This is a genomic window from Belnapia mucosa (assembly GCF_016775475.1).
In the GTDB taxonomy this organism is placed as follows: Bacteria; Pseudomonadota; Alphaproteobacteria; order Acetobacterales; family Acetobacteraceae; genus Belnapia; species Belnapia mucosa.
This window is the reverse complement of sequence record NZ_JAEUXJ010000001.1, coordinates 701,831-721,032: the sequence shown is the minus strand read 5'-3', so window position 1 is coordinate 721,032 and position 19,202 is coordinate 701,831. Positions and strand designations below refer to the sequence as shown.

Annotated in this window: 18 protein-coding genes; 9 read left to right on the top strand and 9 right to left on the bottom strand. The window is 70.7% G+C overall.

Translation table 11 applies throughout. The features are described 5' to 3' along the window. Window positions 1-32: 32 nt before the first annotated feature. The 4 genes from JMJ55_RS03490 to JMJ55_RS03475 are packed head-to-tail and all read left to right on the top strand — an operon-like array spanning window position 33 to window position 4,004. A complete protein-coding gene (locus JMJ55_RS03490; RefSeq protein WP_202824080.1) occupies window positions 33-995 on the top strand; it encodes a Bug family tripartite tricarboxylate transporter substrate binding protein in 963 nt (320 codons plus the stop codon). A 51-nt stretch (window positions 996-1,046) separates the two neighbouring features. Continuing rightward, a complete protein-coding gene (locus tag JMJ55_RS03485) occupies window positions 1,047-2,042 on the top strand; it encodes a Bug family tripartite tricarboxylate transporter substrate binding protein (RefSeq protein WP_202824079.1) in 996 nt (331 codons plus the stop codon). Beyond that, window positions 2,039-3,025, top strand: a complete 987-nt coding sequence (locus JMJ55_RS03480) for a Bug family tripartite tricarboxylate transporter substrate binding protein (protein WP_236033338.1) — start codon at window positions 2,039-2,041, stop codon at window positions 3,023-3,025. Before JMJ55_RS03485 ends, JMJ55_RS03480 begins: the two co-directional genes overlap by 4 nt. A gap of 4 nt (window positions 3,026-3,029) precedes the next feature. Beyond that, window positions 3,030-4,004 carry a Bug family tripartite tricarboxylate transporter substrate binding protein gene (locus JMJ55_RS03475; RefSeq protein ID WP_202824078.1) on the top strand — a complete coding sequence of 325 codons (975 nt, stop codon included), beginning with the start codon at window positions 3,030-3,032 and terminating at the stop codon, window positions 4,002-4,004. A 24-nt stretch (window positions 4,005-4,028) separates the two neighbouring features. Here JMJ55_RS03475 and JMJ55_RS03470 read toward each other — a convergent pair whose 3' ends face one another. Both JMJ55_RS03470 and JMJ55_RS03465 read right to left on the bottom strand, forming a co-directional pair. Next, the gene (locus JMJ55_RS03470) at window positions 4,029-4,763 is read right to left on the bottom strand and encodes an aspartate/glutamate racemase family protein (protein ID WP_202824077.1); all 735 of its coding nucleotides are present in this window, start codon (window positions 4,761-4,763) and stop codon (window positions 4,029-4,031) included. A gap of 4 nt (window positions 4,764-4,767) precedes the next feature. After that, entirely contained in the window at window positions 4,768-5,610 is an 843-nt protein-coding gene (locus JMJ55_RS03465; RefSeq protein WP_202824076.1) for a TauD/TfdA family dioxygenase, read from the bottom strand. Window positions 5,611-5,708: 98 nt separating this feature from the next. On the opposite strand from JMJ55_RS03465, the gene JMJ55_RS03460 reads away from it, so the two are divergent. Beyond that, window positions 5,709-6,842: a M20/M25/M40 family metallo-hydrolase gene (locus JMJ55_RS03460; protein ID WP_202824075.1), complete on the top strand. Its 1,134-nt coding sequence runs from the start codon at window positions 5,709-5,711 to the stop codon at window positions 6,840-6,842. Here JMJ55_RS03460 and JMJ55_RS03455 read toward each other — a convergent pair whose 3' ends face one another. From JMJ55_RS03455 to JMJ55_RS03445, 3 genes are read right to left on the bottom strand one after another with little or no spacing between them, the layout of a single operon-like run. Then, on the bottom strand, window positions 6,843-7,598 hold the full coding sequence (locus JMJ55_RS03455) for an SDR family NAD(P)-dependent oxidoreductase (protein ID WP_202824074.1): 756 nt from the start codon (window positions 7,596-7,598) through the stop codon (window positions 6,843-6,845). A gap of 15 nt (window positions 7,599-7,613) precedes the next feature. After that, entirely contained in the window at window positions 7,614-9,749 is a 2,136-nt protein-coding gene (locus JMJ55_RS03450; protein WP_202824073.1) for a calcium-binding protein, read from the bottom strand. Window positions 9,750-9,793: 44 nt separating this feature from the next. After that, window positions 9,794-10,201 (bottom strand): gamma-glutamylcyclotransferase family protein, encoded by a 408-nt coding sequence (locus tag JMJ55_RS03445; RefSeq protein WP_202824072.1) that lies wholly within the window; start codon window positions 10,199-10,201, stop codon window positions 9,794-9,796. A 62-nt stretch (window positions 10,202-10,263) separates the two neighbouring features. Between JMJ55_RS03445 and JMJ55_RS03440 the strand changes: the two genes are divergently transcribed. Next, window positions 10,264-10,938 carry a DNA-3-methyladenine glycosylase family protein gene (locus JMJ55_RS03440; RefSeq protein ID WP_236033337.1) on the top strand — a complete coding sequence of 225 codons (675 nt, stop codon included), beginning with the start codon at window positions 10,264-10,266 and terminating at the stop codon, window positions 10,936-10,938. Between the two features lie 6 nt (window positions 10,939-10,944). On the opposite strand, the gene JMJ55_RS03435 is transcribed toward JMJ55_RS03440, so the two are convergent. Continuing rightward, window positions 10,945-11,919, bottom strand: coding sequence for an SDR family NAD(P)-dependent oxidoreductase (locus JMJ55_RS03435; protein ID WP_236033336.1), 975 nt, complete (start codon window positions 11,917-11,919; stop codon window positions 10,945-10,947). A 184-nt stretch (window positions 11,920-12,103) separates the two neighbouring features. Between JMJ55_RS03435 and JMJ55_RS03430 the strand changes: the two genes are divergently transcribed. After that, window positions 12,104-13,054 carry a metallophosphoesterase gene (locus tag JMJ55_RS03430; protein ID WP_202824070.1) on the top strand — a complete coding sequence of 317 codons (951 nt, stop codon included), beginning with the start codon at window positions 12,104-12,106 and terminating at the stop codon, window positions 13,052-13,054. On the opposite strand, the gene JMJ55_RS03425 is transcribed toward JMJ55_RS03430, so the two are convergent. Continuing rightward, window positions 13,051-13,872 carry a PPC domain-containing DNA-binding protein gene (locus JMJ55_RS03425; protein WP_202824069.1) on the bottom strand — a complete coding sequence of 274 codons (822 nt, stop codon included), beginning with the start codon at window positions 13,870-13,872 and terminating at the stop codon, window positions 13,051-13,053. The two genes, JMJ55_RS03430 and JMJ55_RS03425, sit on opposite strands and share 4 nt — an antisense overlap. After that, complete coding sequence (locus JMJ55_RS03420) at window positions 13,869-15,470, bottom strand: acyl-CoA synthetase (protein ID WP_202824068.1); 1,602 nt, start codon at window positions 15,468-15,470, stop codon at window positions 13,869-13,871. Before JMJ55_RS03420 ends, JMJ55_RS03425 begins: the two co-directional genes overlap by 4 nt. A 113-nt stretch (window positions 15,471-15,583) precedes the next feature. Between JMJ55_RS03420 and JMJ55_RS03415 the strand changes: the two genes are divergently transcribed. Beyond that, a complete protein-coding gene (locus JMJ55_RS03415) occupies window positions 15,584-16,591 on the top strand; it encodes a TRAP transporter substrate-binding protein (protein ID WP_202824067.1) in 1,008 nt (335 codons plus the stop codon). 3 nt (window positions 16,592-16,594) lie between these two features. Continuing rightward, window positions 16,595-18,442 carry a TRAP transporter large permease gene (locus tag JMJ55_RS03410; protein WP_202824066.1) on the top strand — a complete coding sequence of 616 codons (1,848 nt, stop codon included), beginning with the start codon at window positions 16,595-16,597 and terminating at the stop codon, window positions 18,440-18,442. On the opposite strand, the gene JMJ55_RS03405 is transcribed toward JMJ55_RS03410, so the two are convergent. Continuing rightward, window positions 18,439-19,197, bottom strand: coding sequence for an alpha/beta fold hydrolase (locus tag JMJ55_RS03405; protein ID WP_202824065.1), 759 nt, complete (start codon window positions 19,195-19,197; stop codon window positions 18,439-18,441). The genes JMJ55_RS03410 and JMJ55_RS03405 overlap by 4 nt on opposite strands. Window positions 19,198-19,202: the final 5 nt, after the last annotated feature.

Sequence of the window (19,202 nt, the reverse complement as noted above, 5' to 3'; positions counted from 1 at the left end):
GGAGTTCCCCAGCCGAGGGAGAGAGATCCGGAATGACATCGCGACGCAGGCTGTTGGCAGGGCTCACCCTGATACCCTTCACCGCCCGGGCGCAGGGCGAATGGCCTACCCGGCCGATGCGGCTGCTGGTCCCCTTCCCGCCCGGCGGCGCGACTGATCTGCTGGCGCGGCTGCTGGCGGAGCGGCTCGGGGTCCGGCTCGGCCAGCCGGTGGTCGCCGAGAATCGGGGTGGTGCCGCCGGCGTGATCGCAGCCGAGTTCGCCGCCCGGATGGAGCCGGATGGCTATGGACTGTTCTTCGCCTCGATCGGCACCGCCTCGATCAATCCCAACCTGCATGCGCGGCTGAACTACCGCACAGAGGATCTGGTGCCGGTCGTGCTCTTCGCCGACCTGCCGAATGTGCTGGTGGTGCGGCCCGACAGCCCCTGGCGGAGCCTCGGCGACCTGCTGGCCGAGGCGCGGGCGCGGCCGGGGGCGCTGACCTATGCCTCCTCGGGCAGCGGCAGCAGCCTGCACCTGTCCGGAGAGATGCTGAAGGCGGATGCCGGGGTCGATATCCTGCACGTCCCCTTCCGCGGCGGGTCGGACACCGCGAACCAGATCATGGGCGGGCGGATCGATCTCGGCGTGAACAACCTGCCCTCGGCCATTGCGCTGATCCAGGCGGGCCAGCTCCGAGCACTGGCGGTGACCAGCCCGCAGCGGAGCCCGGCCCTGCCCGATGTCCCGACCGTCGCCGAGAGCGGCCTGCCCGGCTATGCCGCGACCGCCTGGTTCGGCCTGCAGGTGCCGCGCGGCACCGCGCCCGCGGTGATGGCCCGGCTGAACACCGAAGTGAACGGCATCTGCGCCGAGCCGGCGACGCGGGCCAAGGCGGAAGGAGTCGGCGCCCGCCTGCTCGGCGGGAGCGCCGAGGAGTTCGTCCGCTTCATTGCCGAGGAGAATACGCGCTGGGCGGGGGTGATTCGTCGCTCTGGCGCAAGGGTTGACTAGGGCGGGCTCCCGCCGCCTCAATGCCGGAGAAAAAACAGGGAGAGAACTCCAATGCCGATCACCCGCCGGGCCGCGCTGGCCACGGGCGCCGGGCTGCTGGCCGCGCCCTCGCTCGGCCGCGCGCAGGAGCAATGGCCGAACCGCACCATCCGCCTGATCGTGCCCTTCACCCCGGCGGGCACGACCGACATCGCCGCCCGAATCATCGCAGAGCGGCTGACCCAGCGGCTTGGCCAGAGTGTGATCGTGGAGAACCGGCCGGGCGCCGGCGGCAATGTCGGCTCCGATGTGGTGGTGAAGTCGGACCCCGATGGCTATACGCTGCTGATGTGCACCGTGAGCTCGGGCGCGATCAATTACAGCCTCTATGGCGCGAAGATGCCGTACAAGCCGGATGCGCTGGCGGCCTGCGGCCTCATGCTCCAGGTGCCGAACGCGATCTTCGTCACCAACGCCCTCCCGGTGAAGACGCTGAAGGAGCTCGTGGATTACGTGAAGGCGCGGCCGGGCCAGCTCAACAATGGCAGCTCCGGCATCGGCACCTCGCTGCACCTGACCGGGGAGCTGTTGAAGTCGGTCACCGGGATCCAGATGCAGCATGTGCCCTTCCGTGGCGCCGGGCCGATGATCCAGGAGGTGATCGCAGGGCGGATCGAGGTGGCGGTGGACAACCTGCCCTCCATCATCGGCCATATCCGCGATGGCCGGGTGCGGGCGCTGGCGGTGACGACGGCGCAGCGCAGCCCCGCCCTGCCGGATGTTCCGACCACCGCCGAGGCCGGCTTCCCCGATGTGCAGGCCACCGCCTGGTTCGGCATCCAGGTCCCGGCCCGCACTCCGAAGCCGATCATCGACCGGCTGGGCACCGAGATCGACGCGATCGTGAAGGAGCCGGAGACGCGGGCGAAGATCGCCGATCTCGGCGGCATGGCGCCGGGCCTGACGCCTGATGGCGGCACCAGCCCCGCCACCTTCGAGGCCTTCATTACCGCCGAGATCGCCAAATGGACGGAGGTGGTGCGGAAATCCGGCGCCACCGCCGAATGATGCGCCGCCGCGCCCTGCTCGCCGCGCCGCTGCTGGCCGCCCCTGGCCTCGCCCGCGCGCAGGAGGCTTTCCCGAACCGCCCGCTCCGCCTGGTGATCCCCTTCACCCCGGCCGGCACCACCGACCTCACCGGGCGGCTCGCCGCCGAGCATCTGGCCCGGCGGCTCGGTCAGCCGGTGGTGGTGGAGAACCGGGCCGGTGCCGGCGGCAATGTCGGGGCGGAGTTCGTCGCGCGGTCCGAACCGGACGGCTACACGCTGCTGCTGACCACCATCGGCACCGGCGCCATCAATTTCGCCGTCTATGGCGAGCGCATGCCGTACAAACCGCAGGATCTGGCCGCGGTCGGGCTGCTGATCCGCGTGCCCAATGTGCTGATGGTCCCGCCCGATCTGCCGGTGCGAAATATTGCCGAGCTGGTCGCACTGGCGAAGTCGCGGCCGGGCGGGCTCAACTACGGCACCGCCGGCATCGGCTCCTCGCCGCATGTCTGCATGGCGCTGTTCGGGCTGATGACCGGCGCGCCCATGACCCATGTCGCCTATCGCGGCAGCGCGCCGATGCTGACCGAGCTGATGGCGGGCCGGGTCGAGGCCGGGATGGACAACATCCCCTCCGCCCTCACCTTCATCCGCGACGGCAAGCTGCGCGCGCTGGCGACGACGGGGGCGAAGCGCAGCGCGGTGCTGCCCGATGTGCCGACCCTCGACGAGGCCGGCGTCACCGGCTTCGAGGCCACGGCCTGGTTCGGTGTCCTCGCACCGGCGGGAACCCCGCGGCCGGTGCTGGCGAAGCTCGGCGCGGCGACGGATGCGACCGCGCGCGACCCGGATTTCCGCGCCCGCATGGCCGGCTTCGGGGCCGAGTTGCCGGCGCTGACGCCGGATGGCGGCAGCTCGCCCGAAAGCTTTGAGGCCTTCCTCGCCGCGGAGCGGACCAAATGGATCGATGTCGCGCGGCGCAGCGGCGCCAAGGTGGAGTAGATCGATGACCATGACCCGACGCGCGACGCTGGCCGCCCTGCCGCTGCTGGCCGCACCCGCCCTGCTGCGCGCCCAGGCCTGGCCGGCGCGGCCGGTGCGGCTGATCGTCCCCTTCACCCCGGGCGGTGCCACCGATGCGATCGCCCGGCTGGTGGCGGAGCGGCTCGGCGCCGCGCTCGGCCAGAGCTTCGTGGTCGAGAACCGCGCCGGGGCGGGCGGCAATGTCGGCGCCGAGATCGCGGCCAAGGCGGAGCCGGATGGCTATACCCTGCTCGCGGCCACCATCTCGGTCTCGGCGCTGGCGCCCTATCTCTATCCCAAGCTTCCCTTCGATCCGGTGCAGGACTTCGCCAGCATCGGCGGCACCGCGCATGTGGCGAATGGGATCTTCACGCGGCCGGACCTGCCGGTCTCCAGCCTCGCCGACCTCATGCAGCTGGCCCGGTCGAAGCCGGGAGCGCTCAGCTACGGAACGCCGGGCAACGGTACATCCGGCCATCTCTGCGCCGAATATCTGAAATACCAGGCCAAGCTTGATATCCAGCACATCCCCTATCGCGGCACCTCGCCGGCGATCGCGGACCTGATCGGCGGGCGGCTCGACCTCTGCGTCGACAACCTGCCGACCTACCTGCCGCATTGGCGGGAGGGGAAGCTGAAGCTGCTGGCCGTGACCTCCGCCGGGCGCTGGTTCGCCACGCCGGATGTGCCGACGGTGGCGGAGGCGGCGCCGCTCCCCGGCTTCGCCGCCACCGCCTGGTGGGGGTTGCAGGCGCCGCTGCGGACGCCGGAGCCGGTGCTGGCGGCGCTGGAAGGGGCGCTGCTGGCGGCGCTGGCCGAACCGGCAACCCGGACTCGGCTGCGCGAACTTGGGGTGGAGGCGCTGCCGCTCGGCCGAGCCGAATTCGACCGCCACATCGCCAGCGAGAATGCCAAATGGGGCGAGGTGATCCGGGCAGCCGGGATTCGGGCCGAGTAACCTCGTCCTCCGCGGCGGCCGCCTTCAGCCGCCGCGCAGCAAGGCCGCCAGCGGCGCCGAGACACCGCCGACCATCCGTCCCTGCGGCACCGCAAAGCTGCCAAGCCGGGGCTTCGGCAGGCGCAGCGCCACCAGCATCTCCAGCAGCCGGACGCCGCAAGCCATTCCGTCCAGCAGCGGCACCGGCGCCTCCGGTTGCAGCCGCGGCGCCATCCCGGCTAGCGCCGCGCCGCCGAGCACTACCGAATCCGCGCCCTGCCCTGCCAGTTCGGCAATCGCGCCCCCGATCCGGGTCGCGACTCCTGCCGGGTCCCGCACCGCATCCTGCGGCGTCGCCGGAATGCCGATCAGCCCGGCGAGGCGGGAGGCAAGCCCGTGCTGGGCGATCCGCTCCCGATAGGTCTCGGTGCCGCCGAAGGTCACCAGCCCGAAGCGCCCGCCGGCGAGGCAAGCCGTGAAGCAGGCCGCCTCCGTCATCCCCACCACCGGGCAGGGCATCAGCTGCCGCGCCGCCTCCAGCGCCGTGTCGTGGCTGACCGCGAGCAGCACGCCATCCACCTGCCCGGCATGCTCGGCCAGCAGTTCCAGCAGCGCATGGCCGGCGATGACATTCTCCGCCCGGCTGGAGATCACCTCCGGCCCGAAGCGGGGCGTGGCCGGGATGATCTCGGTGCCTGGGCCGGCCGCCCCGCGCGCCGCCTCGGCGCAGAGCGCGGTGATGGCCTCGGTGGTATTGGCATTGGCGACCAGGATGCGCATTGGCTCAGCCTCCGACCATGCTGGCGGGCGCCGCGGCGCTCTCGCGCAGGATGCGCCGGAAGCCTTCAGGCAAGGGCCGCGCCTCCGGCATGGCCAGCCAGAGCCGGAGCAGCCGACGCCCCGGCATCGCGGCGCCGAGCCGGAGCCAGACGAGCTGGGGGTTGTGGAACAGCAGGTCGCCAGTATGCAGCGGCAGGGTCAAGGCCTGACCTGGCGCCTCGGCCGCCGCGTCCAGCGCCGCCAGCGCCTCGGCCTGGGCGGGGTCGAGCGCGGCCTCGATCAGCGCCTCGGGGTCATAGCGGCCGAAGAAGGCGCCCTCGGCGGTGCCGAGCACGGGCAGCGGCGTCGGGGCGGCAGGGTCGCCATGCGGGAATTCGCGGTGCAGAACGGCGAGCGCGGCGCGGTCGGATTTCAGCAGGGCATTGTGCAGGGCGGCGGCGGCGACCAGGGTGAGGCTGCCGCCCTCGGGCGGCTGTTGCAGGCAGAGCGTGGCGACGGCATCGGCCGGATCGGCCTGGAAGCGGGTATTCCCGCCCAGCTCGCCGACCAGCAGCCCGGCGGCATTCTGCGGTAGCGGCGTGCCGAGCTGGCTGCCGAGGGCGAGCAGCGCTGCCTCCGGCGCCTCCAGCGCCAGGCCGCGCAGCAGGCAGAAGCCATGGCCCTGTTCCAGCCGCTCTGCGACGGTTTGCAGGATGCCCTGGAGATGCGGGCGGCGGGCCGGATCGGCTTCGGCCAACTCGGCCACGACCTCGGCGCCGACCGGGATCATCCAGTCTGCCGGGGCCAGGGCAGCGCCGGACCAGGCGGCGGGGCCGAGCTGTGGGACGAGGCGGGGGGGTAGTGTCATGCGCCGCAGCCTAGCAGCACCGGGCGGCGAAGGCGCCCCATGGACGTAAAGCCCTGGCGGCCGCAGGCTGCGCCTCCCGGAACCCGGAGAGATGCCCGATGGACCAGCCAGTGCTCGACCTGCCCTTCGATGCCGAGGCCATGCTGCCCGGCCTCCGTACCTGGGTGGAATGCGAAAGCCCCACCTTCGACGCAGCCGCCGTGGCACGGATGATGGAGCTGGCGTCGCGCGATCTGGCGCTGATGGGCGCGCGGATCGAGACCATTCCCGGCCGCATGGGCTACGGCCCCTGTGTCCGCGCCACCTTCCCGCACGCGAATCCGGGCATGCCCGGCATCCTGGTGATGGGGCATCTCGATACCGTCCATCCGATCGGCACGCTGGAGCCACTGCCCTGGCGCGTCGAGGGCAACCGGGTCTACGGCCCCGGGGTCTATGACATGAAGGGCGGCAACTGGATCGCCATCGAGGCCATCCGCCAGCTCATCCGCGCCGGCATCGCCACCAGCCGGCCGGTGACGGTTCTGCTGACCAGCGACGAGGAGGTCGGCAGCCCCTCGACGCGGGACCTGATCGAGGCCGAGGCGGCACGCCATGCCGTGGTGCTGGTGCCGGAGCCGGCGCGGCCGGATGGCGGCGTGGTCACCGGCCGCTATGCCATCGCCCGCTTCAACCTCCGCACCACCGGCCGCCCGAGCCATGCCGGCGCCCGCCTCGCCGATGGGCGCAGCGCCATCCGCGAGATGTGCCGGCAGGTGGTGGCGATCGAGGCGCTGACCTCCGATGCGGTGACCTATTCCGTCGGCGTCATCCATGGCGGGCAATGGGTCAATTGCGTGGCGACGCATTGCGACGCCGAGAGCCTGTCCATGGCCAAGCGCCAGGAGGATCTGGATGCGGCGGTCGAGACCATGCTCTCGCTGCGGCCGACCGGAAACGATGTGCAGCTGGAAGTCCGGCGCGGCGTGACCCGCCCGGTCTGGGAGCCGGATGCGCGCGGGATGGAGCTGTACGGCACCGCGCGGCGGATCGCCCAGAGCATCGGCTTCGACATCAACCACCAGAGCGCGGGCGGCGGCTCGGACGGGAATTTCACCGGCGCGATGGGCATTCCGACTCTGGACGGGCTCGGCGTGCAGGGTGCCGGCGGGCATACGCTGGAGGAGCACCTGCTGCTCGACAGCCTGGTGCCGCGGGCGAAGCTGCTGGCGGGGCTGCTGCAGACCGTCTGATCAACGGCCGCCATCGACGCTGAGGACCTGGCCGTTGATGAAACCGGCCCGGTCACTGGCGAGGAAGAGCACGGCATCGGCGATATCCGCGGCCGTGCCCAGGCGCTTGAGCGCGATGCGGTCAAGCGTGCGGCGCTGGCCTTCCTCGCCATAGCCTTCCCACTGGGCGATGCTGGCGGGGTTGGAGAGCATCAGCCCCGGCGCCACGCTGTTGACGCGGATGCCATGCGGCCCAAGCTCCCTCGCCAGCTGCTTGGTCAGCCCGACCAGCCCATGCTTCGCGGCCGTATAGGCCTGGATGCCGGTGAGGCTCGGCTGCAACCCGGCGCCGCTGCTGGTGGTGATGATGGCGCCCTGCCCTGCCGCCTTCATCGCCGGCGCCGCGGCGCGGACCAGCAGGAAATGGGCATGCAGGTTGATGCCGATGACGGCGTGCCAGTCGGCTTCGGGCACCTCCTCCACCGGGCGCATGGTCTGGCCGCAGACGCCACCGGCATTGCTCGCCAGCACGCCGATGGCCCCGCCCGTCGCGCGCTCGATCCCCTGCACCCAGGCCGCGGCGGCGCCGGGGGCGGTGAGATCGAAGGCCGCGGTCTCGATGCGTGTGCCGGTGGCGGTCTCGGCCAATTCCGCTTCGGAAAGGTCGCAGGCGAAGACGCGGGCGCCGAGCTCCGCGAAGCGCCGGGCGATTTCGCGGCCAAAGCCATGGCCGGCGCCGGTGACGGCGACGGTGGTGCCGTCGAAACGGATCTGCATGGGCTCCCCCGGGGCTCAGGCGATGATGATGTGGTCGGTATAGGCGCCGGACGCCTCGGTGGAGTGCAGGATGCCGTGAGCGCCCAGACTGATGGCTGCAGAGCCAAGGTAGATCCATGAGCCGCTTGCCACCAGCGTGCCCGATGCGACAGCGCCAGCATTGGAAACGATCGTGCCCATCGTCGAGCCGGCCGGTGCCCCGAGGATAGAATTGCTGAGGACGACCGACCCGCCGCTCGGCACTGTCAGGATTGGAATGCCGGGATTGGATGGGGCCGCTACCGGCGCCGTCAGATCGACCGATGGGGCAGTGATGACGAGGTCCGCGGCCAGCAGGCTGCCTTCCAGCTGCAAGGTCCCACCAGCCTCGATGCGCAGGCCGCCGTCGATGACCGTGATCTCCCCGGGATGCCCGGCCTGCTCCGTGCCGGCGCCGGTGAAGCGCAGCCCGTCCGACAGCAGCGCGCCGCCGGCATCGCGGAAGCGGATGACGGCCTCGCTACCCTCCCAATGAAGCTCGACGGCGGCGAAACCCTCGAAGAGCAGCCGGTCTTTGGCCGGGTTGTAGTCCAGGATCCGATCGACGCCGCTGCCGGGGGCGAAGCGGAACAGGTCCGGCCCGGCGCCACCGCCCAGCATGTCTGCGCCGCCCCCGCCATCCAGCGTATCGGCGCCGGCCTCGCCGATGAGCCAATTCGCCCCGGCATCGCCGGTCAGGGCATTGTCCAATGCGTTGCCGAAGCCATGGGTCGCCGTGCCCGCGAGGATCAGGTTCTCGATCGTCTTCGGCAGACGGTAGGCCTGGCCGGCGAGGTCGGCGATGACCGTATCGATGCCGCCGGCTTCGATGATCAGATCGGCGAGGCTATCGATGCGGTAGGTATCATTGCCCATCCCACCGAGCAGCAGGTCGTCGCCGGCACCGCCATCCAGGCTGTCATCGCCCGCGCCACCGAACAGCCGGTCGGTGCCGACTCCCCCGTCGAGGGAATCGTCCCCCGCCCCGCCTTTCAACAGATCCTGGTTCCAGCCACCAGCCAAGCTGTCGCTACCATGGCTGCCGGTCAGCGTGTCGTTGCCGTCGGAGGTCGCGACGGAACGGACATCGATCAGGCTGTCCGCCTTGCCGGAGAACAGGTTGACCGCCGTCCCAGCCTCGAGATCGATGCGGAAGTCCGCATAGAAGCCGGTGTAGTCCACGGCGACCAGCCCGCTGCCCCGGCCTTCGATCCGGTCATGGCCAAGACCGGCGCGGAAGGTCAGCACCTCGCCCGCGCCGGGGGCGCCGATCAGCGTGTCGTCGCCGGTGGTGGCGTCGATCACCGCGATGCCGGTGAAATGCTGCACATCGCCCTCGGGCGAGACCGCGGCGCCGGAGCGCGGGCCGCTGAGGGTGATCAGCATCCCCGCCTGCCCGACGCGGTTCAAGGGATCGTAGAAAAGCTGGTCGGTACCGCCTCTGCCGATGATCGTGTCGTCCCCGCCGCTCAGGTAGAAGATCTCGTTCGCGCTGCTGCCCGTGATGCTGTCATTCCAGGCCGAACCGAAGACCGAGCGGATATGGCTCAGATGGTCGGTGCCGCCGAAGCCGTCCTGGGCGAGGCCGCCGGCGAGGTCCACCACGACGCCGGTGGGGCTGCCGGTATAATTCACCGAGACAACCTGCTCCGCCCCACCATCGATGCTGTCGTCCCCGGCGCCGCCGATCACGACCGGATCGTCCATCCGCATCTGATAGTGATAGACGGTGGCGGCGTAGCGCCCGCCGATGCCGCTGAAATGGCCCTCGACCGTGAAGCTGTCGGCCCTGCCGCTCAGCACGAAATACTGGAAGGCCCCCAGCAACGTATCCGAACCGAGGGCAAACTTATCGACCTTTGCCGCCCCCGTCGGCCCGTCCTGGACGATGGCGACGGGACCGGCCAGGAGGAAATAATCGATGCCGTCGCCCTCGCCATAGATGCCGCCACCGGAGCCGTTCAGCGTATCGCGGCCGGGCGAGCCGTAGAAGAGTTCGTAATGGTTGGGCGAGGTCCAGCCGCCATAGACTCCGGGCGAGGCATAGCCCGGCGAGATGAGGTCGTTGCCGGCGGTGCCGAAGTTGGTGGTCAAGCCATAGTCGAGAACGGGCAACCCGTAGCGGTATATCAACTGCAGCCTCGTCTGGCCGGATGACAATGCAGCCTACAGGTTTTTCAGACGCTTTCCATTCGTTTCAGGGCCGCCTCCAGCGGCGCCGGGTCGAAGCCGAAATCGCGGTAGCCCTGGCGCAGTCGGCCGACATACTCGGCCGAGGGCGGACCGGGGCGGAACTTGATCTCGTGATAGACCCAGGCCTCGCCGCCATCCGGCAGCGCCAGGCGCGACCGCTCATAGGTATGCGGCCCTTCATAGCCATCGAGGGCGCGGAGATGCTCCTCCGTCACCTGCCAGAGGCCGATCGGGCAGATGGAATGGGGGGCGGGCTCAATCAGGGCGAATTTGCGCAACACCAGGCGCCAGCCGGGCAGCAGCAGCGCTGCGGCCACCGTCGCGCCAGGGCAGCGCGCCTGCATCTGCGCATGGGAGAGGTTGCTGCCATAGGCGGCATAGAGTTCGGGCATGGGCGAAGCCTCGCGGCCCGTCCGGCATGGCGCAAGGGGCGCGGCACGGATAGAAGCGGTGCATGAGCGACATGGCCGGCATCAGCCCCAAGGAGACCACCCGCCCCGACTGGTCCCGCGCCGAGCGGGCGCTGCGGCGCCACCCCGTGCTCAAGCCCGTCATCAAGCAGATCGGCCCCTGCACGCTGGAGCCGGTGATGCGCGAGCCCTATGAGGCGCTGGTCCGCGCCATCGCGCATCAGCAGGTGCATGGCCGGGCGGCGGAGGCGATCCTCGGCCGGCTGCTGGCGCTGCATCCGAACCACCCCTTCCCGCCACCCGAGGCAATCCTCGCCATGGAGGTGGAGGCGATGCGGGGCTGCGGCTTCTCCGGCTCCAAGGTCGCCGCCATCCGCGACATCGCCGAAAAGGCGGCGGGCGGGCTGGTGCCGACACGGGAGGGCTGCGGGCGCCTCGACGACACGGCGCTCATCGAGCGGCTGGTCGCCATCCGCGGCGTCGGGCGCTGGACGGTGGAGATGCTGCTGATCTTTACCCTCGGCCGGCCGGATGTGCTGCCGGTGGATGATTTCGGCGTGCGGGAGGGCTGGAAGGTCGCGGCCGGGCTGGAGACCCAGCCGAAGCCGAAGGAGCTGGCCACGATCGGCGAGGCCTGGGCGCCCTGGCGCAGCGTCGCCGCCTGGTATCTCTGGCGCGCCGCCGATGCGGCGAAGCGCACCACCTTCAAGCCGCAATAGCCGCGTTCAGCGGGCGGCATCCTCCCGCGCCATGCGCCCCCGCGCCTCGCCGGCGACGCCGGTGCCCTCCATCACCGGGGCATAGAGCGAGCCGGTGGTGGGCGGGGCGGGCGGGGCGGTCTCGATCTGCACCCGATGCACCACATTGCCGGCGATATGCTCGGCGAGGCCCGGCCAGATCCGGTGGCCCAGCACCGCGCCATTGGCCTTCCAGCCCACCGCCAGCTCCTTCTGCGGGTGGATCGAGACCCGGATGATGGCCCGCACCACCTCCTCCGGCCCATCCATCGTCACCATGCGCGGGGTGCCGCCGCTGTAATTGGCGGTATGCTGCCAGAAGGGCGTGTCCACCGCCCAGGGCAGCACAGTGGAGACGGCGATGCGGTTCTGTCGCGCCAGCCGCAGCTCCTGGTTCAGCGCCGCGCCGAGGCCGATGATCGCATGCTTCGTCGCCGCATAGCTCGCATGGTAGGCGAGCGGCACGCGGCCCTCGACCGAGGCGATATTGACCAGCGTGCCGAAGCCCTGGCGGCGGAACTGGCGCAGGGCGGCATGGCTGCCATGGATCACGCCCTTCAGGTTCACATCCACCACGCGGTCGTGGTCCTCGACCGGGATCTCCTCGAACCGGCCGATTGCGGCCACCCCGGCATTGTTCACCCAGGCATCGATCCGGCCGAATCGGCCGATGGCGGCGGCGGCCAGGGCCTCGACCTGATCGGCCCGGCTGACATCGGTCGGGACCACCAGGGCCTCGCCGCCCGCGGCGCGAATCTGGGCCGCCACCTCCTCCAGCACCTGGGCACGGCGGGCGGCCAGCACCACATGCCCGCCCTGGGCACCGAGGCCGAGGGCGACGCCGCGGCCGAAGCCGCTGGAAGCACCGGTGACGACGAAGCTGCGGCCGGCGATCTCCGGCCGGCCGGGCTGGGCCGCGCAGGCGCCGAGACACAGGAGTGCGAGCAGGATCGAGGGGCGCAAGGCGGCCGGCTCCAACCGAGAGGGGGATGGGACCGCAACGCGGCAGAACGGGCAGCGACTTCATGCTTTGCTTGAAGCGCGACCCGTGTCATTCGGGCGCCGCAGGTCTTTCGCATTCCGGCAAGGATGCATCGCCTAGGCTGAGGCCGCACCCGCAGGGCGCGGAGAAGGGACAGAGTTGGGCATGATCGGTGACGCAGCGGCTTATGCCGGGACGGCGGGGGTGCAGACCCTGGCGCGGGTGGCGCATCCCGGACGTGGCCGGCGGCGGCTGCTCGGCTGGCTGGGCGGCGTCGGGGCCGGGCTCGGCGGCGGCCCCGCTTTCGGGGCCGTGCCGGAGCGGGAGCTCGCCCTGGTCCGCCATCGCCTGGCGCCGGCAAGCTGGCCGCGCGGCCTGCCGCTCTCGATCGCCCTGATCGCCGACCCCCATGCCGGCGGGCCGCAGACCCCGCTGGAGCGGCTGCACCGCGCCGTTGCCCTGACCAATGCGCTGCGTCCCGATCTCGTGGTGCTGCTGGGCGACTACCTGGCGGATGGCCGCTTCCATGCCGACCGGCCCAGCATGCGGCAGGTGGCGGAGATCCTGGCCGGGCTGCAGGCGCCGCTCGGCGTGCATGCGGTGCTCGGCAACCATGATTGGTGGGAATGCCCAGCGGCGCAGTCCGGCGCCCGCCCCCTGCCCGAGGCCGCCGAGGCCTTCGCCGAGGCCGGCCTGCCCATCATGCATAACGAGGTGCGCCGGCTGGAGCATCGCGGCCAGTCCGTCTGGCTGGCCGGGCTCGGCAGCCAATGGGCCTATCGCCGGCGCGGCGCCATCCACGGCGCGCATGACCTGGAGGGGACGCTGGGCGCCATCCCGGCCGGCGCGCCGACCCTGCTGGTGGCGCATGAGCCTGACATCTTCCCGCAAGTGCCGGACCATGTGGCGGTGACGCTCTCGGGCCATACCCATGGCGGCCAGATCCGCGTCCGCGGCTATTCCCCCCTGGTGCCGAGCCGCTACGGCAACCGCTACGCCTATGGCGCGGTGCAGGAGGATGGGCGGCACCTGATCGTTTCGGGCGGCATCGGCAATTCCATGCTGCCCGTCCGCTTCGGGATGCCGCCGGAAGTCACGATGGTGGAGCTGGGCTAACCCTCCTCGACCAGCAGTGCCTCGACGGTGATGCAGACCGGGTTCTCGCCCGCGCGCAGCACGCCCTCATGCACCCGGCCCCCCATATCGGCGAGGGCGATGCCGAGGCCGTCGCCGGAGAAGAGCATCTCGGTCGCGTAATCCTCGACCAGGCCGCCCCCCTCGAAGCGGGCGCCGATCAGGCTGCCGAGGCTGCCGCGCAGCCTGGCCCCGCGGAGGCCGTGCCGCGCCGCGGCCAGGGCGGCTGGGGCGTCCTCGTTCGGCCGGATGCGCAGCGCGACCGCCCGTGCCGCCCCGGCCGGCGCGGTATCCTCGGTCGGGACAGGATGGAAGATGGTGAAATTGGTCTCCGCATCCGGCTCCGACACCAGGGCGATGCCCGTCAAGCCCCAGGCGCGTGCCGCGATGGGAGCGGCGAGGATCGTCTCCTCCGGCAGCACATGCCCACCGCGGCGGCCTGAGGCCTCCTGCCAGACCGCATGGCAATGCAGCCAGGGCTGGCCGGCGCGGCGGCCGAAACTGATGCAGGCCCGCTCCAGCCGGGCGCCGCCGGGCGGGGTATGCGTCGCGCTGTAATAGGCGGCATGGGTCGCGTCCGGCGCCGGGGCCGGCAGCACGTAGGAGAAGGGGCCGAAGCCGCCGCCCGCCAGTTCCAGCGTCGCGCTGTCGAAACCCGCCGCATGGACGGCGCGGGTCACGGCCTCGAGCAGCGACAGGCCCGCCGCCAAGGTCAGCTCAAGCGGCACCGCATGGCCGGCGACGCACTCGATGCGCGGATTCAGCGCCGGGCCGGGCTGCCTCAGGTGGCGCGGGCTCATGCGAGGGGCAGCAGGCCGCGGGCCTCCATCTCCTCCCGCACCATCTTCTTGGTGATCTTGCCATAGCCCGAGCGCGGCAGCGCATCCCAGGCGAAGACGCGCTTCGGCATCTTGTAGCGGGCGACCCGGCCGTCGAGCCAGGCGAGCAGCGCCGCCTCCTCCACCGTCTCGCCCGGGCGGGGGACGACGATGGCGACGCCGACCTCGCCCCAATGCCGGTCCGGCACGCCGAGCACCGCGACCTCGGCGATGCCGGGATAGCGCAGGATCAGCTCCTCGATCTCGCGCGGATAGACGTTCGATCCGCCGGAGATGTACATGTCGGAGGCCCGGCCGGTGATATAGAGGAAGCCCTTGGCGTCCATGTGGCCGAGATCGCCGGTGCGGAACCAGCCGTCGCGGAAGGCCTTGGCATTGGCCTCGGGGTTGTTCCAGTAGCCGGCGAAGACGGCGGGGCCGCAGACGCAGATCTCGCCCTGGGTGCCGGGCGGCACCTCCCTGCCCTGCTCGTCCTGGATCTGGATCTCGATGCCCGTCCGGGCATAGCCGCAGGTGCCGATGCGCGCCGCTGGGCCATCCTCCTCCTCATGCAGGCCAGCGGGCAGGACGGTGATGTTGCCGGTCACCTCGCCCAGGCCGAAATACTGCACGATCACCTTGCCGAGCTTCCGCAGCGCGTATTTCTGGTCCTCGCGGTACATCGGCGCGCCGGCATAGATGACATGGCGCAGCGAGGCATGGTCGTGCTGATCGACCGCCGGATGCTCGACCAGCATCTTCAAGATGGTCGGCACGGTGAACATGTTGCTGATGCGATAAGCCTCGACCAGGCGCCAGGCCTCGGCCGCGTCGAAGCGCTCGCCGGGGAGGAGGATGCTGGCCGCGCCGCGCGCCACCTGGGTCAGCCAATGGATGCCTGCCCCATGCGAAAGCGGCGCGACCACCAGCGAGGCATCCGCTTCGGTGGTGCCGGGCAGCAGGTCGCAGAGATGGTTGGTGATGACGAAGGCGAGCTGGCCATGGGTCAGGACCGCTGCCTTCGGCCGGCCGGTGGTGCCGGAGGTGAAGAAGAACCAGCAGGGATCGTCATACTCCACGCCGGCGATGGGGCAAGGCTGGCTCTCTCCCGCTGCGATCAGCGCTTCATGGTTCGTCTGGCCGAAGGCGGCCTCGCCGATGCTCGCCAGCAGCCGCAACTCGGGCAGCGCCGCGGCAACAGCGGCGGCATGCTCGGGGAAGACGGATTGACAGAGGAAGGCGCGGGCGCCGGAGGCCTCGGCGAGATAGGCCACCTCCTCCGGCACCAGCCGAACATTGGTCGGCACCCAGACGGCGCCGAGGCGGAAGGTGGCGTACATCGTCTCCAGGATCTCGTTGCCGTTCCTGCAATGGACCAGCACCCGGTCGCCCCGTCCGATTCCCCGCGCGGCGAGGCCGGCGGCCAGGGCGGCGCTGCGGCGCTCGAATTCCCGCCAGCTCCAGCGCCGCTCGCCCCAGGCCAGCGCCAAGTGGTCTGGCAGCCGCCGGGCGGTCTGGGCCAGGAAGCCGGCTAGGTTCATCACCCGGCGGGAGACGGGCAGGCCTTGCGGCGGGGTCATGCGGGCGGTCCCTCCTTCGTTGCCGGGGAAAATACTGCCTCCCCGGCCCCGGCGACATGGCCTATGAGCGGATCGAAGGACCTATCCGGCCAAGACCGGAATGGAGGGAAGAGATGATCCAGTTCCATCGCCGCAGCTTGCTGGCCGCCGGCGTGCTGGCTGCCCCCGCGATCCGGCTGCGCCCGGCCCATGCAGCGGAGTTCAGCTACAAATATGCGAACAACCTGCCGCTGACCCATCCGATGAACCAGCGTGCGAAGGAAGCGGCGGAGGCGATCGCCAAGGAAACGGGCGGGCGGGTCGAGATTCAGATCTTCCCGAACAACCAGCTCGGCTCCGACACCGACATGCTGAGCCAGGTGCGGAACGGCGCAATCGAGTTCTTCACCCTGTCGGGGCTGATCCTCTCCACCCTGGTGCCGGCGGCTTCGATCAATGGCGTGGGCTTCGCCTTCCCCAATTATGCCGCGGTGTGGAAGGCGATGGACGGGGCGCTCGGCGCGCATGTGCGGGCGCAGATCGGCAAGGCCGGGCTGATCGTCATGAACAAGATCTGGGACAACGGATTCCGGCAGATCACGTCGTCGTCCAAGGCGATCACGACGCCGGAGGACCTGCGGAACTTCAAGATCCGCGTGCCGGTGAGCCCGCTCTGGACCTCGCTCTTCCAGGCCTTCGGCTCGGCGCCGACCAGCATCAACTTCGCCGAGGTCTATTCGGCCTTGCAGACGAAGGTGGTGGATGGACAGGAGAATCCGCTGGCCATCATCTCCACCGCCAAGCTCTACGAGGTGCAGAAGCACTGCGCGCTGACGAACCACATGTGGGACGGGTTCTGGATGCTCGGCAATCGCAGGGCCTGGGCAGCGCTGCCGGCGGATGCGCAGGCCGTGGTGGCGAAGCACTGGAACGAGGCGGCGCTGGCCGAACGCGGTGATGTCGCGGCGCTCAATGCCAGCTTGCAGGCGGAACTGGCGAAGCAGGGCCTCACCTTCAACACGGTCGATCCGACGCCCTTCCGCGAGGCGCTGAGGAAGGCGGGCTTCTATACGCAGTGGAAGCAGCGCTATGGCGATGAGGCCTGGGGCATCCTGGAACAGGATCTGGGCAAGCTGACCTGAGCCATGGCGGATATTGGGGTGGTCGAGCGGCGCCCGGAGGGCCGGGTGGAAGCCTTGCTCGGTGGCGCGCTGGAATTGGTCGCGGCGGCGCTGGTCGCGGTGGAGACGGTGCTGCTGCTGGCCGGCATCATCGCCCGCTACGTCTTCCATAGCTCGCTGGTCTGGTCGGATGAGCTGGCCTCGGTGCTGTTCCTCTGGCTCGCCATGCTGGGGGCGGTGGTCGCCTTCCGCCGCGCCGAGCATATGCGGATGACGGCGCTGGTGACGATGGCGCCGGCCCCGCTGCGCGGCTTCCTCGAAGCGCTGGCGGTGGCGGCACCGATCCTCTTCCTGCTGCTGCTGCTGCATCCCGCTTATGACTATGCGGTCGAGGAGAGCTTCATCGTCACCCCGGCGATGGAGATTCCGGGCAGCTGGCGCGCGGCGGCGCTGCCGGTCGGCCTCGGGCTGATGCTGCTGGTGGCACTGGTGCGGCTGCCGCGGGTCGCCGGCTGGGGTCGCGGGTTGGCAGCGCTCGCGCTGGTCGCGCTGGTGGCGGCGGGGTTCTGGTGGGCGGGGCCGGCCTTCCGCCCGCTCGGCAACCTCAATCTTGTCATCTTCTTCGTCGGGCTGGTGGCGGCGACGGTGCTGGCCGGCGTGCCCATCGCCTTCTGCTTCGGACTTGCTACCTTCGGCTATCTGGCGCTGACGACGCGGGTGCCGGTGATGGTGGTGGTCGGGCGGATGGATGAGGGCATGTCGCATCTCATCCTGCTCGCCGTGCCGCTCTTCATCTTCCTCGGCAGCCTGATCGAGATGACGGGCATGGCACGGGCGATGATCCGCTTCCTCGCCAATCTGCTCGGCCATGTCCGGGGTGGGCTGTCCTATGTGCTGGTGGGGGCGATGTATCTCGTCTCCGGCATATCAGGCGCCAAGGCCGCCGACATGGCGGCCGTCGCGCCGGTGCTCTTCCCTGAGATGCGCCAGCGCGGGGCGAAGCCTGGAGAGCTGGTGGCGCTGCTTTCGGCAACCGGCGCGCAGACCGAGACGGTGCCGCCCTCCCTCGTCCTCATCACCATCGGCTCGGTCACCGGCGTCTCGATCGGCGCGCTCTTCACCGGCGGGCTGCTGCCGGGGGCGCTGCTCGCGGTGGTGCTCTGCCTCGTGGTGTGGTGGCGGCATCGCGGGCTGTCCCTGGCTGGCGCGGCCAAGCCCGGGGCGGGCGAGATCCTGCGCAGCCTCGGCATCGCCCTGCCGGCGCTCGCCCTGCCCTTCCTGATCCGCGCGGCGGTGGTCGAAGGCGTCGCCACGGCGACCGAGGTCTCGACCATCGGCATCGCCTATGCCTTCATCGTCGGGCTGGTCTTCTACCGGCAGTTCGACTGGTCCCGGCTGCGGCCGATGCTGGTGGATACGGCGGCGCTCTCGGGCGCCATCCTGCTCATCATCGGGGCGGCGACGGGGATGGCCTGGGCGCTGACGCAATCCGGCTTCTCCCGCCAGCTCGCCGCCGCCATGGCGGCGCTGCCGGGCGGGCAGGCCGGGTTCCTCGCCGTCTCCATCCTCGCCTTCGTCGTGCTCGGCAGCGTGCTGGAGGGGATTCCGGCCATCGTGCTGTTCGGCCCCCTGCTCTTCCCCATCGCGCGCGACATGGGGGTGCATGAGGTGCATTACGCGATGGTGGTGATCCTCTCGATGGGGATCGGGCTCTTCGCCCCGCCCTTCGGCGTCGGCTACTACGCCGCCTGCGCCATCAGCCGGATCAGCCCGGATGAGGGAATGCGGGCGATCTGGGGCTATATGCTGGCGCTGCTGGTCGGCACCGCCGTCATCGCCGCCATTCCCTGGATCTCGATCGGCTTCCTCTAATCCAGGAAGGGATCGACCAGCGCGAGGAAGCCGGCCGGGTTCTCCGCATGCACCCAGTGGCCGACGCCCGCGACGGTGGCGAAGCGTGCGGCCGGGAAGAGCGCCTGGAAGCGCTGATGCAGGTCGAGCTGGATATAGCTCGACCGCTCGCCGTTAATGACAAGGGTCGGGCCTTCGTAGCGGCCCGGCAATTCCGGGAAGCCCTCGATCACCGGCATGGCGGCGGCGATCTCCTCGAGGCCGAGGCGCCAGCGCGGCGGGTCGTCCTGCATCCGGAGGTTCTGCACCAGGAAGGCGCGGATGCCCGGCTCCGGGATCGTGCCCGCCAGCGCCGCATCCGCCTCCCGCCGGGTCAGGCCGGACCGCAGCGGCACCGCCTGCATCGCCGCCACATAGGGGCGCAGCGCCGGCGGATAGGCGATCGGCGCAATATCCACGACGCCCAGGCGCGCCACCAGCGCCGGCTCTGCCAGAGCCAGTGCCATCGCCACCTTGCCACCCATGGAATGGCCGATGACTGCTGCCGGCGCCACCCCCAGCGCCCGCATCGTCTCCGCCACGTCGGCCGCCATGGCCGGATAGTCCATCTCGGCCGCGCGGCGGGAGGCGCCATGGTTGCGCAGGTCCAGCGCCAGCACCCGGTGCCGGGCCGCCAGGTGCCGCTGCACCCCGCCCCAATTCTGCGCCGAGCCGAACAGCCCATGCAGCAGGATCACCGGCGGCCCGTCCCCCGCCTCGACGCAGTTGAGCCGCATCCGTC